Here is a 14,970-nt window from a genome sequence, read left to right as displayed (position 1 = left end):
AACTTGCCAACAACTCCCTCGGCATATTTTATGCGAACCCTCTACTTACTCGCCCTCCTCGTCACGATCACGCTCGGTTCGATCGCGTCGGCTCAGGAAAGTCCGTCGGAAGACCGCGCGAACGCGGTGCTCGGCGCGCCGACGGACGCCGAACTCGCCGAGGCCGCACCACCGCCCCAAGTGCCGTCGATGCCAATCCTCGATCTCTTGATGCGAGGCGGGGCGCTCATGATTCCGATTGCGCTCATGTCGTTGGTCGTTGTGGCGGTAGCGATCGAGCGGATGCTCGCTCTCCGCGATTCGCGGGTGGTGCCCGAGGGTTTGGTCCGCGAGCTCGGTCGTCTTGCCGAGTCGAGCGTGTTCGACCCGCGTCAGGCGTACCAACTTTGTCAACGTTACCCGAGCTCTGCCGCGCGCGTGATTCGCGCGATGCTGCTGAAAGTGGGTCGCCCCCATGCAGAAGTCGAATCCGCGGTGGAAAACGCCTGCCAAGCCGAAACCGACGCGCTCTACTCGCCCGTCCGGACGCTCAATCTCGCGGCGAACGTCACGCCGCTGATTGGTCTCTTGGGTACCGTGTGGGGCATGATCCAGTCGTTCTTCGTCACCTCGCACCTACCCGACTCGGCGAACAAAGGCGAAGCACTCGCCCAAGGTATCTACATCGCCCTCGTGACCACGTTCGCTGGCTTGGTTGTCGCCATTCCCGCGGCGATCCTGGCCCACTATTTCGAAGGCCGCATTCTTCGCCAGCTGCGCGAAGTCGAAAACCTCGCCGCGTCGCTGTTGCCGCAGGTCGAGCGCTACGAAGGCAAATTGCGCCTCGACAAAACACGCCTCGAAAGCGAACCCGCCCCCGCAACCGCCGCCACCCCACAGCGAAGCACAGCTCCAAGACCAGCGACGTAACGCACCGCGAGCGTCCCACCATTGGTCATTGGTCATTCCATCAATTGGTCCTTCCCCCGCCATGCCCGTCACCGTTCGTAAAGGCCTGTCCGAGAACACCCTGAATCTCACGCCGCTGATTGACATGGTGTTCTTGCTGCTGATCTTCTTCCTGGTCGCTACGCGATTCGAGGAGGAAGAGCGGGACATGGCAATCAATCTTCCCAAGGCAAGCGCCGCCGAGCCCACGATCTTTCCGGGCAAGGAGATCTTCGTCACGATCACCCCCACCGGCGAGTTCTTTCTCGACGGCCAGCAATACACCGCGGGCAGTCTAGAACAGAAACTGAAGAGCCTGCACCAAGACAATCCCGGCAAGCAGCGAGTGAAGATTCGCGCCGACGAGAAATCGCTCACCACGCACTTGGTGACCGTGATGAATGCGTGCAATCAGGCGAGCATCCGCGACTATACGATCGCTACCGAGTAACGCGTCACTGAGTAAGTACCCACCGCCCGCCCCGCCTACATGCCCACCAAGCGCCACATCCGCAAGCTCACTCCGCCCAGTTCGACGGCGCTCGACGATCGCGCGAGCACCGTGCAGTGGGTGCTGGGCGTTTGGGCGGCGCTATTGACAGTGCTGATCGTCATGCTCGGCGGCTTCGACGACACGCGATTCTTCTACAACGGCTGGGTGCGACTCCTCGGCATGCTTGCCACGTGGGGCCTTTTGGCGTGGGCCGCGAACTCCAAAGGCCGACGCATGTCGCAGCGGTTGCGACTTGGTGCGGCGGCGAGCCTGGCGTTTCATACGGCGGTGGCCATCGCGCTGTTGTTCGCGCACCTGACGTTCGTGTTCACCGAGCCCGAAGTCGACGTCGTGCGGAACATTGTGATCGAGCCGAAGGAAGTGCCGAGGCTAGTCGACGTCACTCCGCCCGTGGAGACGGAAGAGCCCGCGATCGAGAAGCCGGTGCCGACGGATCAGCTTGCCCAGCAAACGCAGCCCGCCACGAGCCAGGCAAAGTCGTCCCCCGACACGCCCACGCAAGAGAGCACCGATCCGCCCGAACTCGCCAGTAGCGAAGCGCCGCAGTCGCTGGTGCAGCGTCGACCGCGTACGGCGCTCGCGCATCGTGCCAAGTCGCCCGGCGAGAGAAGTCGCCAGACGGAGTCGGCGCAGATGGCAAGCTCGGCCCCCGAGCCACTCGTTCGCCCTGAGCAAATGACGCGCCCCGAGCCAACGGCGACCGCCGCAACCGCCGAGCCCTCGCCCGCCGCGCAAGTTGCCAAGGCACAAACCACTCCGCGCGAGCAGCAAGTAATCGAACCGCAGGAGCAGCTAACTCCTTCGCCCGCGCAAGTCGTCGAGCGACGTTCGAGCGACGCGCCGCAAGTTGCCGAAGCGGTCGCCCAGCGTCGTCCAGTCTCACCGGCGGAGGTTGTTGAGCCCGCGGAGTCGAACCTCGCCCCGCGAGTCACCACGCCCGAGATCAACCAAGTGGCGGCGGAGCCTTCGCGCGTCGAGCGGCCTCGCACACCGATGTCGTCGCCACAGGATGTTCCGGAACCGCAGGAACTACGCACTGCTCCGCCGACCGCGATTGCTCGCCGCGACACGCGTGAGCCGGAGTTGCCTTTGGCTGCGACGCCCACACCATCCGATCGCCGTACGCCCGTAAATGTCGCCGAGGCCGTGACCACCACACCCGAGGCGATCCAACCTGCGGAGACCACGCGTACGGCGTCCGTCACCGAACAATCGATGGAACCGATCGCCGCGGCCATTGGTCGCCGCGAGCTCGTGAGCCCCAGCGTTGCCGAGGCCACCGAAACTCCCCCCGACGCCCAGGCAGCGCAAGCTCCGACGCCCACCCCAACTCGCCGCCGCGACACCGCGATGGCCGCCACGGTCGCGCAACCTACCGAGCAGCCCTCGCCCACGCCGTCTGCCGCCGCGCTCGCCGAGTCGACCCCAACGCCCGAGCCGATCGCCACGATTGTTTCACGTGAAACAATTGGCGAAACCTCGTCGAGCCCCGCCCCGCGAGTGCTCGCCGATTCACGTGGCGGAACGGGTTTGCGGGGCGAAGGACTCAACTCGCTGAACGACGCCCCCGCCGAGCCGACCTACTCGGCTCCGTTCGCCGCGGCGAGTGCGAAGCGAAGTCGCAGCACGCAAACCGAGCGAGGTCCGGCGCTCGCTCCGAATCCTGTGGCGGAAGTGGCTCGGTCGCGAGCCGGTGCTTCGAGCCCGATGTCGACCCTCGTCGCCCAACCGATCCCCGATGCCGTCGCCGCCGGTTCTACCACGCCTGACGACATTAGCGCGTCGAGCAGCGCCGCCATTGAGCGGCAGTTTTCGAACGTCAGCATGGGCGACGTGACCGCCGCGCGGGGCGAAGCCGAATTTGATACCGGACCACCCCAGATCACGCCCGAGCGCGGGGGCGGCCGTGGTGCTCAAGGTGGACGCCTCGCGATGCGCTCGCCAGAGACCTCGCGCGGACTCGGACCTCGGCAAGCCTCGCAAGCTGCCATGGCTCCCTCGGCCGCCGGCGTCGCCGCGGCTCCTTCGCCCGCCAGCGCTTCGCCCTCGGCGGGCGCGGTGGCTCGCGAGCAACTGCAAGCGGGCGGAGCGCCCTCGGCCACCATCGCCGGCCGGCCCAGCGAAGCGGACGCCCCGCGTCTCACGCAAGCTCGCGTTCCTTCGGGTGCAACTTCCGGCGGCGGGGCTTCGTCGCCAAGCGCCGGTCCTCCACCTTCTGCGACGGAAGTGGGCGTTATCCCACCGCGTCCTGGTGGATCGATCGCGCGAACGCGTGACGAGCGTAGCCGTGCCGACGGACCGAGCGTCGCCGGGGCACCCAGCACTCCTTCACCACGCGGCGTCGCGGGGGCGGCTAGTCCTGCGGCCGCCGCTGCGGCAATGGTTGATCCTGTTGCAGTCGCGCTCGTGACGCCGCTTTCATCGGACATGATCGAGCCTTCGGCGGGCGCGGCGGCTCCTTCGACGTCGAGCTCAGCAGATGTCGCACCGAAGCGCGAGACGCTCATGCCCGTGGAACTCGGTGCCGGCGGGCTGGCGTCGGAGCCATCGTTCGACGCGGGCATTCCACAACGCATCGCTCGTCGTCAAGCAAACCCACTCCGAATGACTCCCAGCCGATTTGCGAATCGCAGCGAGGGAGGACTTCCGACGCCACCAGGTCGCCAGCGCAACCCCGCCCCCGCATTCGCCTCGCGCGCCGATCGCATCGACTCCGCGCCGCTGATGAGCCCCGACGATCCGCGACCCAAAACCGAAGCGGCCATCGAGCTGGGCCTCGAGTACCTGGCACGCATTCAGCAACCCGATGGTCGGTGGTCGCTTACCGAGTTCAGCGACCTTCCGGTTTCCGAGGACGAAGTTCCGACCATTCAGGCCGATGGTGCGGCGACGGGGCTGGCGCTCTTGGCGTTTCTCGGTGGCGGTTACGATCATTATGACGACAAGTACCAAGCCGTGATCCAGCGCGGGCTCGACTACCTCGTTGCTCAGCAATCTGAGGAAGGCGATATCTTCCCCGAACGCAACCTTCAGGGCCCCAACGCCACGAGGTTCTACAGCCACGGCATCGCGGCTCTTGCACTGTGCGAAGCGTACGGAATGACGGGCGATCCGGAGCTACGTGCCCCCGCGCAAGCGGCCCTCGACTACATCACGCGCACTCAGCACCCACAGCACCACGGCTGGCGATACACGGTGGGGCTGAACAGTGATCTCTCCGTCACGGGCTGGCAAATCATGGCGGTGCGAAGTGGCGAACTCGCGGGTCTCGAAGTCAGCCAAGACACCTACAGCCGCGTACGGCGTTTCGTCGAAGAGTGTCGTTCCACGGCAGGTGGGCAGGAGCTGTACTGTTACAATCCTTACGTGAATAGCAATCGCGAAGGGATGAAGCACTACAATAAGCCGAGCACTGTGATGACCTCGGTCGGCATGTTGATGCAGCTTTACCTCGGCACGAATCGCGAGAATCGACTGATGCAACGCGGAGCCGATCACTTGAGCGAGAACCTTCCCACCCTCACGGGCGAGTACCTGCAGGCTGCGGTCGGCACGCCGGGCAATCCGCAGCGGGATACTTACTACTGGTACTACGCGACGCAGGTGATGTTCCACATGGGTGGCGAGCACTGGCAGGCGTGGCACGAGCACCTGCATCCGCTTTTGGTCGACAATCAAACGCAGGAAGGTCCGCTCGCCGGAAGCTGGAACCCCCAGAAGCCAGTGCCCGACATGTGGGCGAACCAAGCGGGACGAACGTACGTGACTTGTCTGAACCTGCTGTCGCTCGAAGTGAGCTATCGCCACTTGCCGCTGTATGAGATGACGGGGAAGTAGCACCTTCGAGCCGGGTTGCGTTAGCGCCCGGAGCAGATTTCGAAGACTCCGGGCGCTGACGCAACCCGGCTCAAGCTGCTCTAGATCAACGCGGCTCTAGATCAAATCTAGCGGTGACTGGGGGCGGTTTTGCTTCTTCGAGCAATCGCCGCAAATGCCGCTGATGATCAAGCGGTGGCCGGTGACACGGAAGCCGTATTCGCGTCCCACGGCATCGCGAAGGGCGACGAGCTCGTCACTCGCGAACTCAATGAGCTTGTCGCACTTCTTGCAGTGCAGGTGGTCGTGCTGCGGATAACCATAGTCGTGTTCGTAAACCCGGCGACCCGACAGGTTCATCGCTCGCAGCAGTCCTGCGTCGACCAGTTCGTCGAGCGTTCGGTAAACCGTTGCTCGGCTGATCTTGGCTCCGGAGAGCTTGCTGACATCGGCGATCAGTTCGTCGGCGTCGAAGTGGTCGTGCGAGGCGAAAATCTGGTCGACCAGTTGTAGCCGCTGCTGAGTGACCCGCTTCCCCCGGCTCTGCAAGTACTCGACGAATCGCTCACGTGGCGACGAGGAGACTTCGATCGATTCGAGGGCGTATTCGCTGGACATTCGCAGTTGGCTAGCAGGGAGCCGGAGCCGACTGACGGGCTCCCGCTCGATCCGGTGGCTACTTGGGCCCGCACGGCGAGCCTTCTAGCACAATTCTAGGCGCCAGACCGCATGCCAACAACCGTCGAGAAAATGCGGAGGATCGACGCCGGTCGCCCCCTGAAGGCGAGTTCCTCGGCGATTTCCTACCGCGAGATCGTTACCCGATCGAGTCGAACATCCGGCTCAGAGCCATGTCGAGCTTGTCGGCGGTGTCGTAGTTGCCGCTGGCGATTTGGGCTCGCAGCGAAGTCACTAGGTCGGTGCGAATGCCATCGCTACCCGAGGACTGCGAAGCAGCTAGTGCCGCCGGCGACAGGTCGAGCTGGTCGACGGGCTGCGCCGAACCGGTGGTCCCTACGTTATGAGCACGCTGGTTGAAGTGCGGGCCATTGAGGGCTTGAGTGCCGTGGATTTGTGTGGTGCCGTGAATTTGCATGATAAGGTTCCCGCGGCCAAAAGTGCGTCCGTTCGCGGCCAATTACTAAAGCTTTCTAACTGAAGGGTCAAGGTCAACCTGATGCCAACTTCGCCATTCCATAGTGCGAACGGACTGTCAGGTTTGGGTACGTCGGGGGTCGCTCTCGAGTTCACTTGCGTGGCGGGGAGTCGAATCGCAGGAGAGTTTCGGCTTCGCTGGTGCGATCGCCGTCCCTCGCTGCTCCTTTAAATCGGCGATGCTAGCAGGGCACTCGACATTTCCCTGCGGAGTCGCAATCACGCGTAAGGTGCCGCGTGTACGAGCTTTGCGGGTGCTGCGCGGGCAGGTTAGGATAGGCATGTGGCGACCAGGCAACATGAGCCCGCCTGACCGTCGACGCCATCCGTGCAATCAGCTCTACCCGGCGGACGCCGGCGGGGTAAAACGGAACCGCTAGCAGTTCTGCGGGTTGGAATTACTATCCTCGCCCAATTCCCCATGGTCCGGCATTCCGGAGAACCCCACCATGTTCGCCCGACTAATTGTTGCGAAGCTCGTGATCGCCGCGGCTGGTGCTTTTGCCTCGGCCGAGGATATCCGCGTCGCCGACCAAGGGTTGTTCGAGCGACTCGACGCCGACGGCGATGGACGGCTCGTCGCAGACGAACTGCCCAAGGAGCAGTCCCGCCTATTCGCAAGGCTCGTTCGCCAAGGAGACAAAAATCGCGATGGCGAGCTTAGTAAGTTGGAATGGCAAGCGGCTACGACGCCTCGTCGTCCCGAAAAGCCGATCGAGGAGAAGCGCCCGAACGAACTCCCCGGTGCCGACGCCGCTCGCTTAGTCCTGCTGATGCTCGACACGGACGAGGATGGCGTGTTGACTCGCGAGGAAGCCCCGCGTGACCTTCGCGGCGTCTTTGATCGCATTGTGGAGCAGTACGATCGCAACGACGACGAGCGCATCAATCGCTTGGAACTTGCTCGAGGTGGGCCTCAGCTCACTCGGATGTCGCAGCAAACCGTTCGGCGGCTCGACATTAATGTGGACCGCGAACTCAAAAAGTTCGACCGCCAGCAAGGTTCCGCGGCGATGCGATTCACGGAGGCTCCTTCGCGTGGCGAGTTTCTCCGCGATCCGCAGCAATCGCTCGCCCTGTTCGAGGAACTCGACAAGGACAAGGATGGCCTCCTGGCGCTCGACGAAACGCCCGCGGAAGGGGCGGATCGTTGGAAGCGCCTGTTCCGCCTCGGCGACCGCAATCGCGACGGGCTATTGAGCCGGGACGAGTTTCGCGGAGCTACCCAGCGTGCCGCGCGGCGGATGGAGATGATGTCGGCGGAGTAGGGCTAATGTATCGGAACCTATCCAGCGATTAGGAATACTTCGGCCCGCGGTCGCCAGCGTCGCGATGATGGCGACGTAGCCAGCCGCCGGGCAGGGGACTTGCGTCCCCAGTGGAGCGGCCAAAACGCCAGGTCGCATCTCGCCGAAGTGCGACTTCCAGATCGCATAGTCAGACGCAGTGATTGTGCCGTCGCGGTCGGCGTCGGCGGGCAGGTTAATGCCGGTCTGGCCGAGTGTGTCGCGCCACCAAGTGTAGTCGGCGAGGTTCACGGCACCATCATTATTGAAGTCGCCGGGAAGTCGCATCGCCTCGAAAACCACAGCCCCCTGTCGAACCTGCGATTCGCCTTCGAGAACAAACTGAAAACCTAGATCCGGCGCGCGGTTCGCATCGAACACGTAGCCCATCACGAGCGTCGCGCCGGGCACGAGTGTCGTCGCTCCATCGACGTGCAGTTCCGCGAGCTGGTGGGGCGAGGGATTCGCTTCAAGCCAGTCGCCGTCGTCGGTTTGCTGATCGGCGAGGCTTGTCCATCCTTGGCTATCGGGCACCAAAACGCCCGACGCCGAGACGATACGATAGCCTTCCAACTCGACCGTGAACGCGGTCTCGTTGCGAAGCTCGGCCCGACCGGTTTCAGGGTCGACCACCAAGTTGAGCGTCACGTTGCGGTGCGCGCCAAGATAGATCACCTTGCCTTGCAGCACTTGGCCTGATTCGGTGGTGTACTCGAACAGCAGGTCCTGATCGGGATGGTCGCCAAAGCTCGTGGGCGTGGCAGGGGCGAAGAACTTGCCAAGGGAGAGTTGCACACCCGGCTCGACGACGATCGAACCGGTGTCCTTGAACTCGCCCATCTGCGTGGACGATGAGTTCACCTGGAGCCACCTGCCATTCTCGTGCGTATTCAGCGATGTCCAGTGCGTGGGGTCGAGCTGGCCGGATGCCGACCGCACGGCGTAGCCGTCGAGTGCGACCGATGTCATGCGGGCGTCGTTCACTAGGTACGACTCGCCCGTTTCGCGGTCGATGATCAAGCTCAGGTGGTTGCCCCCCGCGGACGGCAGCGTGTCGATCCAGTTGCCCTGCCCCTGCAGTTGGTCCTGCGACTTGAGCCAGTCCACAAGCCAGATGTTCGAAATAGTTTGCAGCGCGTACGCTTCGCGCGGCACCCAGCTGTCGAATTCGCCATCGTCGTAGATGCGGCCCGTCGGAAAGCGATTCTGCATCTCCTCAATACGTGAAAGCCGCGATTCCGACCAACCGTTTGCGTCGTACGGCTTGCCCGAGTCGTAGCCGAACTGCTTGGCGTAGTAGTCCATCTCCAGATAGATGTCGTAGCGAACAAGGCTCCAAGTGGTTCCCTCAGGGTAGTACTGATCGGGCAGGTACTCGCCGCTCGGTCCGCGCTGGAACATCGTCTGCTGCAGTGGTCCGACTGGGATGCTCGCCATCGCATCGTACACGGTACTCGCATTGAAACCCGCGGACTGGGGAACCGTCTGGTTCGCTAGCGACTGGGTAATGAAAGGCTGGATCGTTAGGCCCGTGGTGGCGTGGTAGTCGTTGTGGGTGCGTCCGTGATTTTGAACGAAGCCCAGCTCGTCGGCGTTGTAGCCCTTGATCCACGACTTGACCGCTTGCCCGTCGAGCACCGTCTCGTTGCCAAGGTCCGATGGCCGCGCGAAGGAACTCACCAACAGCTCACTCCCCTTGGTTCGCCATCGCGGGCTGTTCTGGTGCTCGGGCATCATGGCCACCGCGACCGATAGCACTCGCGAATTCCAGGCGTTCTCCTCGGCTTTGGTATCGCCCGGCGTGTTGACGGTACCATTCGCACTGGTCCAGTAGGGGACGTTGTAGTTCACAAACCGGTTCGCTTCGTGTACCACCATGTTGGTCACTAGGCTTTGTGTCTCGGTGGGCAGGTCGTCCCACATCATCCACGCCCCCTCGGCGAGATTTGCCGTCCACAGCGCCGACTGCCAGACATCGCCCCACTGCACACCGCTGGCGTTGGACTTATGCTCGAGCGCGGCACCGTGGATCATCTCGATCGTGCGGTTTCGGAACGCCTGCTCATCGAAGCCTGTGAGGTCGGCGTCGTACGCCCCCGTCTTTAGTAGCGCCGCGGCACCGTACACCGTGTGGCTCACGGTGCGAATCTCCCGTTCGTTGCCCTGCACCATGTCGTAACGACGACCGCTTGGCGTGGCGGGGTTCGCCACCGCCTGCATGTTCTGGTCGACCCAATTCAGGTTGTAGCCAGCAAGGCGATTGCTCACCGTCCGAATGCGCTCTTGGAACGGCGTGAGCTCGGGCGTCGTAAACCGATCCCAATCGATTGGCACGACGGTTTGAGCCTCGGTGTGACAAGCGATTCCGAGCATCGCACCACAGCACGTCGCGTGAAAGATCGCAATAAGCCAGCGACTAGAACTCCAGCGCAACCACAATGGGTCCTTCGAGTTGCGTGGAGGGGGAGAGTTCGGTACCCAGGATGGTTTCAGCATTGTACTTCGAGGGGATCGTGATGGTGTCGTGAGTCACTTGAATGAGGTAATAGCCAGGGCGAATCATGCCCGCGATTTTGGGCATGTTCGCGGGCAGGTTGTTCGGATCCATTTGCAGGCGCGCGATGCCCGACGAATCGACGATGCCATCGGCCGAAGGGATCAGATCCACCAGAAACGGAGCCGGTCGGAAGACAACCTTCGCACCGGCAAGTGGCTGCCCATTTCGGGTAACTCTGCATTCCCCCGGCAGGACGGCAATCGTGGGGTCGAAGATCGCGGTGCGAAAGCGCGTTTCGAGTTCCTCTGGCGAGATTTTCTTATCTTTATTTGCGTCGCACTCGGCGGCCGCCGTCGCTAGGTACGGCGTCTGTTTCCACTCGTCGGCGGTGAGCGCCCCGTTCTTGTCGACATCTGCCGCGTCCATCAAGCGGCGAGCCAAGTCCGCTGGATCGGCGGCGATCTGCGCGACACTCCCCGGTCGGCTATTGCAGCCCAGGGTGGTAGCTAAAATGCTCAAAGCACAAGCGGATGCGATTCGTCTCATCGAAGGGCAATCTGATGCCTAGGGGAATAATGTCGGTCCGCACGCCGCGGCGCGGCTTACAAGCCAGCCGTTGTGCTAAGCCCGCAGTCGCCACCATCGCGACCGCCGTGTTGGGCGTGAATCAATGGATCGACGTCGTAGTTTATGGACTGCGTCGATCCGTCGCAGAACGACACGATCCAAACCCCCGGATGCGCGCTGCCAAACGTGTCGTAGGGGCCAAGGCCAATCGTGTCTTGCAGCGGCGCACCACAGGCACCGCGGAGCGAGTCGTTGTTGAAGCCGGTATGAAGGGTCTCCGAATCGTTGTGGAACATGCCGGTGTCGTAGGTTTGCGGGTCGAGGAACTTCTCGCCGACGAGGTAGGTCTTTGTGGTGCCGTCGACGATCCGACGGTAGGAAATTTCACCTCGCTGTATCAGTACGCCGTCCGTGGGGCGCGACCAAATGAACGTCTTCAGGTTAGCCGTTTCCGCGATGGTCTTCGGGAATCGGGCAAAACCGAAGCCTGTCTCGCCGGAAGAAACGGAAAGCAGAATCGTACCAACGTTGCCTGCGTAGTCGGTGCGCGCCGTGGAGGCAAGCGTGTTGTAGTTGAGACCCCGGAACACGAACTTGCTATCTCGTTGAAAAAGTCCAGCGGGGCGGCGGCTGGGGCAGTTCATCGTGTCGATGGGGGTTTGCTCGCGGAGCGTCGCGGCGGTCTTCTGCGCGGGAGAGTCGTAGGGGGCCACAGCACCGTCCGAGCCCATGTCGAACAGCGTCTGTTGCTCGATGAAGGGGAGGATGCTGAAGGTCCAACCGCCGGGTTGCGACTTGCCCGCTCCGGCATCGGGATCGCCGGTCCAGTAGTAGCCCCAACCACCCGAAGGGAAAAATTTATAGGTATCGTGGTGCATGATGCAGCCCAGCGCGAGCTGCTTCACTTGATTCTGGCACTGAGTTCGCCTCGCCGCTTCGCGCGCCGCTTGCACGGCCGGGAGCAACAAGGCCACGAGAATGCCAATGATCGCGATCACCACCAGCAGCTCCACTAGCGTGAAGCCACTCCGCGGGTGTAGGCGATAACGCTGCTCGTTCGATGTCATGATTCGATCTTCCAGAGTTGACTTGAGGACACGCCTTTGTTCCAACGCGGGTCGTTCATGAACGTTTTGCCGAGCGCCAACGCATGGCAGCGCCCAGAGCAATGCTGAGTAGCGCGAGCGTCGAGCAGGGGGGGGACGGTACCGAGGTGACTTGCCCCACGCTGGCTAAACTGCCGGCCGACTGACCAAAGTTATTCTTCCACACCGAGTAGTCATCACCCGTGACGGTGCCCGGTGTCAGGTCGTTGGCCAGAACTGTGTTGCTGCCGAGGTTGTCGCGCCATACGGTGTAGTCGGCCAGATTGACCATGCCATCGCCGTTGTAGTCGCCATCGAGTCCGCCGGGTCCGATTGGCGTGGCACTCGACAGCGGGCGGAAAACCACCGCCCCCGCGAAAGGCAGCGACTCGCCGGCGATGAGGAACTCGAATGTCACGCCCTCCTGATCGCCAGCCGGATTGAAGATCTGACCCAGGCCAAATCCATTGGTGGTTTGCAGCTGGATATCGCCCTCGGCCTTCACTTCGGTCAGGCGATTCACGGTAGGGTTGGCTTCGATCCAGTCGCCACCCAGCGTCCCTTGATCGGCGATGCTGGTCCAATTCGCGTTGCCAGTTAGCAAGGAGCCGTCGGACGAACTGACGGAGTAGCCATCGATCTTAACCGTTTGCCACGAATCGTTGATGATCTGGGCCGCGCCGGTCGCATCGATCTCAAGTACCAAGTTATTGAACTTCTGAACGCCGCCGGTGAAGTTCACGGCCCCCGTGACAAGCGTGTTGCTGTCGGTATCGGTGTACTGAAACACTAAGTCTTCGACGGGCGTGCCGAGTGGCGGCTGGCCCGGCTCGTACGGCGCGCCCAGCGAAAGCGTGTTGCCCGAAGCCAGCGTGGTGATGTTGGCGTTGACCTCGGAGAGCCGGCCCGGCGTGGGATTCGCTTCAAGCCAACTCGACGGGTTCACGCTGTGCAAGCTGGTCCAGGTGCTGGGGTCGAGCGACTGCGAACTTGAGCTGATTGTGTACCCATCGAAGTGCATGGCCGCCGCGCCGCCAGGATTGGTGATGGTCGCGCTACCGGTCGTGCGGTCGACGTTCAGCACGAGCACCTGTTGGAGCCCGAGTTCCAGCGTCTTTCCCAGACCGCCGTCTTGGGTCCCGACAACGTACTTCTGACCTAGTGGTACGGCGGGCAATCCCGAGAGGTCGATCGCAGTGAACGCACCGGCAATTGTCGTGGCATCGAGCAAGGTCCAAGAGCTACCAACGGTCGGCGTGTAGCCACCACCGAGCTCCACGCGGTAGGTTCCGTTGAGCGTGGCCGCGCCGTTAACGGTGATGGGTAAGAAGCTGCCACTGGTGATCTCGGTGACCAGCGTGCTGTTCGCCCCCAGAGTAAGTGCCGACGTGGTGATCGAAGCGTTGGGGCCCGCCATGCGAATGAGGCCACTCGTGCCCGTCCCCGAAGTCAGGGTGACGGTCGAGAAGGTGCCACCGCTCTCGACTTCCAGCGATCCGGTCCCCGAGGTACCAATCTGTGTGGCCCCCGAAGTGCTGGCGATCACAACGTTCAGCGAACCGCCGTTCTGGATTTGAACGTGCCCGGAAGTGCCCGAGGCGGTGCCGAGTGCCAGGGCTCCAACGTTCGGCGCCGCGCTATCCACGAAGGCAGTTCCGCCGTTGGCGATGCTGGCGGTCTCTCCGAAGTTGGCGTTGGGCACCTCGTCGCCGAACGGCCCGGTCCAGTTCGAACCGAGGTTCCAACTGCCCGTGATGGGATTCTTCCATTGCACCGCTTGGGCGTTACCGTTGGTTGCCCCCCACACACCAGCCAAGCTGATGCAAGCAGCAAGAGTCAGAAGTTTGCAAGGTTGCATATTGATGTCACCGATGAGCAGTTGCGAAATGAGTTACCGCTAGCCCCGCCTCAACGAAGCTCTACTTCCGATCCTGTCGCCAGGCACGCCCGGTGATGCCATATGCCGCGAGCAGGCAGATCCACGTGGCCGAAGGTTCCGGTACATTCACGCCTGCCGAGAGGTCGATGGTTAGTGGATGTTCTTTCCAGAGGCGGAAGTCGGCGAAGTTCACGATGCCATCCGCGTTCAAATCACCCTCGCCGCGCGTCGAAACCGTCTTGTAGAAGTTGTCGGCGATGATTTGCAGATCCACCATGTCGCAGGTACCCGACTCGTTGACATCGCAGCCTTGAATTTCTGGAGGAGGTCCCATTCCAGGGTTCTCGAACAGCCACGAAATCTGCGAAGCGACCAATCCTTCGTCGTAGATCTGCACCTCATCGACGTCGCCCGTGAAGCGATCGATGTAACCCGCCGACCGTCGCTGTGCTCCAATGCTCAGCGTGTTAAGCCCCGTGGGAAGCGCCATCGTTACGGTGGACATGCCCACTTGCACTCCATCCATATACAACCGCAGTGCCGACGGCCCGTGGTACACCGCCGCTACGTGGTGCCAGGCGCCGTCCGTGAGGGTGGCGTTGGTGTTGGGTGCCTCGGTGGCGTGGAACGTGCCAGGGCGACGAACGGCCTGCAAGTCTTTGCCTTCGGCTGTGGGTTCAGTCCCCAACGTCAGATACTGGTCACTCGCTCCGCGATTGATCATGCCGACGATCGCGCCTCGGTCGACTTGCGTAACCCCCACTCGCACCCAAGCGGAAAGCGTGAGCGGATACTGGGTAAGGAGCTCGGCCGCGTTGCCAGTGACATTGCCAATGAGCGCCTGCGTGCCATTGAACGAGGCGTAACCGCCAAGGATGCCTCCGGTTTCGACAAAGGTCGGACCACCCACTATAGCCCCCAGCGCGGGGGCATTCGCCAAGTCCGAGGCAGCACCGGCCGTGCCGTTGTTCACCAAGCCGGAGGTCCCATTGTCGAGACTCCAATGCGTGAGCATCGCGGCGTGCAATCGATCCGTAGACAAAGCAGTCAGCAGCACGAAGGCGAGCGAGCGAAGAACAATCGAGTGTCGCATCAGATAGGGCTCCTTGAGGAAAGGATCGCGATCGGTAGTGTGTTGTCTAAGCTTCAGGGTCCAAGTCATTGCCACGGCCCACTGCGTGCGCGCAGCGGTAGCACGGACAGGGTTGAATCGAATCGGGATTCCACGGAAAACGCGTAGGAAG

General features: G+C 62.5%; 11 protein-coding genes. 4 read left to right on the top strand and 7 right to left on the bottom strand.

Translation table 11 applies throughout. The annotated features are described in order from the left end of the window. Window positions 1-30: 30 nt before the first annotated feature. The 3 genes from SH292x_RS08775 to SH292x_RS08765 all read left to right on the top strand — a co-directional run bounded on the left by SH292x_RS08775 (window position 31) and on the right by SH292x_RS08765 (window position 5,278). The gene (locus SH292x_RS08775) at window positions 31-909 is read left to right on the top strand and encodes a MotA/TolQ/ExbB proton channel family protein (RefSeq protein WP_442485222.1); all 879 of its coding nucleotides are present in this window, start codon (window positions 31-33) and stop codon (window positions 907-909) included. 61 nt (window positions 910-970) lie between these two features. After that, complete coding sequence (locus SH292x_RS08770; protein WP_442485221.1) at window positions 971-1,378, top strand: ExbD/TolR family protein; 408 nt, start codon at window positions 971-973, stop codon at window positions 1,376-1,378. Window positions 1,379-1,417: 39 nt separating this feature from the next. Beyond that, window positions 1,418-5,278 carry a hypothetical protein gene (locus tag SH292x_RS08765; protein WP_442485220.1) on the top strand — a complete coding sequence of 1,287 codons (3,861 nt, stop codon included), beginning with the start codon at window positions 1,418-1,420 and terminating at the stop codon, window positions 5,276-5,278. Between the two features lie 96 nt (window positions 5,279-5,374). On the opposite strand, the gene SH292x_RS08760 is transcribed toward SH292x_RS08765, so the two are convergent. Both SH292x_RS08760 and SH292x_RS08755 read right to left on the bottom strand, forming a co-directional pair. After that, the gene (locus SH292x_RS08760; protein WP_442485219.1) at window positions 5,375-5,875 is read right to left on the bottom strand and encodes a Fur family transcriptional regulator; all 501 of its coding nucleotides are present in this window, start codon (window positions 5,873-5,875) and stop codon (window positions 5,375-5,377) included. Window positions 5,876-6,074: 199 nt separating this feature from the next. Continuing rightward, window positions 6,075-6,353 (bottom strand): flagellar biosynthesis anti-sigma factor FlgM, encoded by a 279-nt coding sequence (locus SH292x_RS08755; protein WP_442485218.1) that lies wholly within the window; start codon window positions 6,351-6,353, stop codon window positions 6,075-6,077. Window positions 6,354-6,861: 508 nt separating this feature from the next. Here SH292x_RS08755 and SH292x_RS08750 point away from each other — a divergent pair. Further along, on the top strand, window positions 6,862-7,680 hold the full coding sequence (locus SH292x_RS08750; RefSeq protein ID WP_442485217.1) for an EF-hand domain-containing protein: 819 nt from the start codon (window positions 6,862-6,864) through the stop codon (window positions 7,678-7,680). Here the strand turns inward: SH292x_RS08750 and SH292x_RS08745 are convergent. The 5 genes from SH292x_RS08745 to SH292x_RS08725 all read right to left on the bottom strand — a co-directional run bounded on the left by SH292x_RS08745 (window position 7,606) and on the right by SH292x_RS08725 (window position 14,819). Beyond that, on the bottom strand, window positions 7,606-10,071 hold the full coding sequence (locus tag SH292x_RS08745; protein ID WP_442485216.1) for a dockerin type I repeat-containing protein: 2,466 nt from the start codon (window positions 10,069-10,071) through the stop codon (window positions 7,606-7,608). The two genes, SH292x_RS08750 and SH292x_RS08745, sit on opposite strands and share 75 nt — an antisense overlap. Before the next feature lie 43 nt (window positions 10,072-10,114). Then, window positions 10,115-10,741, bottom strand: a complete 627-nt coding sequence (locus SH292x_RS08740; RefSeq protein ID WP_442485215.1) for a hypothetical protein — start codon at window positions 10,739-10,741, stop codon at window positions 10,115-10,117. Window positions 10,742-10,797: 56 nt separating this feature from the next. Continuing rightward, window positions 10,798-11,829: a DUF1559 family PulG-like putative transporter gene (locus SH292x_RS08735; RefSeq protein ID WP_442485214.1), complete on the bottom strand. Its 1,032-nt coding sequence runs from the start codon at window positions 11,827-11,829 to the stop codon at window positions 10,798-10,800. A gap of 55 nt (window positions 11,830-11,884) precedes the next feature. Beyond that, entirely contained in the window at window positions 11,885-13,705 is a 1,821-nt protein-coding gene (locus SH292x_RS08730) for a hypothetical protein (protein ID WP_442485213.1), read from the bottom strand. A 61-nt stretch (window positions 13,706-13,766) separates the two neighbouring features. Next, complete coding sequence (locus SH292x_RS08725) at window positions 13,767-14,819, bottom strand: LamG-like jellyroll fold domain-containing protein (RefSeq protein WP_442485212.1); 1,053 nt, start codon at window positions 14,817-14,819, stop codon at window positions 13,767-13,769. Window positions 14,820-14,970 lie beyond the last annotated feature (151 nt).

The organism is Aeoliella fuhlenseeensis (assembly GCF_052161615.1).
Classification (GTDB): Bacteria; Planctomycetota; Planctomycetia; order Pirellulales; family Lacipirellulaceae; genus Aeoliella.
This window is presented reverse-complemented; position numbering and strand designations above follow the sequence as displayed.

Coding starts and splice junctions, on each gene's coding strand:
- SH292x_RS08775 (WP_442485222.1), top strand. CDS start 31: ATGCGAACCCTCTACTTACTCGCCCTCCTCGTCACGATCACGCTCGGT.
- SH292x_RS08755 (WP_442485218.1), bottom strand. CDS start 6,353: ATGCAAATTCACGGCACCACACAAATCCACGGCACTCAAGCCCTCAAT.
- SH292x_RS08735 (WP_442485214.1), bottom strand. CDS start 11,829: ATGACATCGAACGAGCAGCGTTATCGCCTACACCCGCGGAGTGGCTTC.
- SH292x_RS08760 (WP_442485219.1), bottom strand. CDS start 5,875: ATGTCCAGCGAATACGCCCTCGAATCGATCGAAGTCTCCTCGTCGCCA.
- SH292x_RS08770 (WP_442485221.1), top strand. CDS start 971: ATGCCCGTCACCGTTCGTAAAGGCCTGTCCGAGAACACCCTGAATCTC.
- SH292x_RS08765 (WP_442485220.1), top strand. CDS start 1,418: ATGCCCACCAAGCGCCACATCCGCAAGCTCACTCCGCCCAGTTCGACG.
- SH292x_RS08740 (WP_442485215.1), bottom strand. CDS start 10,741: ATGAGACGAATCGCATCCGCTTGTGCTTTGAGCATTTTAGCTACCACC.
- SH292x_RS08750 (WP_442485217.1), top strand. CDS start 6,862: ATGTTCGCCCGACTAATTGTTGCGAAGCTCGTGATCGCCGCGGCTGGT.
- SH292x_RS08730 (WP_442485213.1), bottom strand. CDS start 13,705: ATGCAACCTTGCAAACTTCTGACTCTTGCTGCTTGCATCAGCTTGGCT.
- SH292x_RS08725 (WP_442485212.1), bottom strand. CDS start 14,819: ATGCGACACTCGATTGTTCTTCGCTCGCTCGCCTTCGTGCTGCTGACT.
- SH292x_RS08745 (WP_442485216.1), bottom strand. CDS start 10,071: ATGCTCGGAATCGCTTGTCACACCGAGGCTCAAACCGTCGTGCCAATC.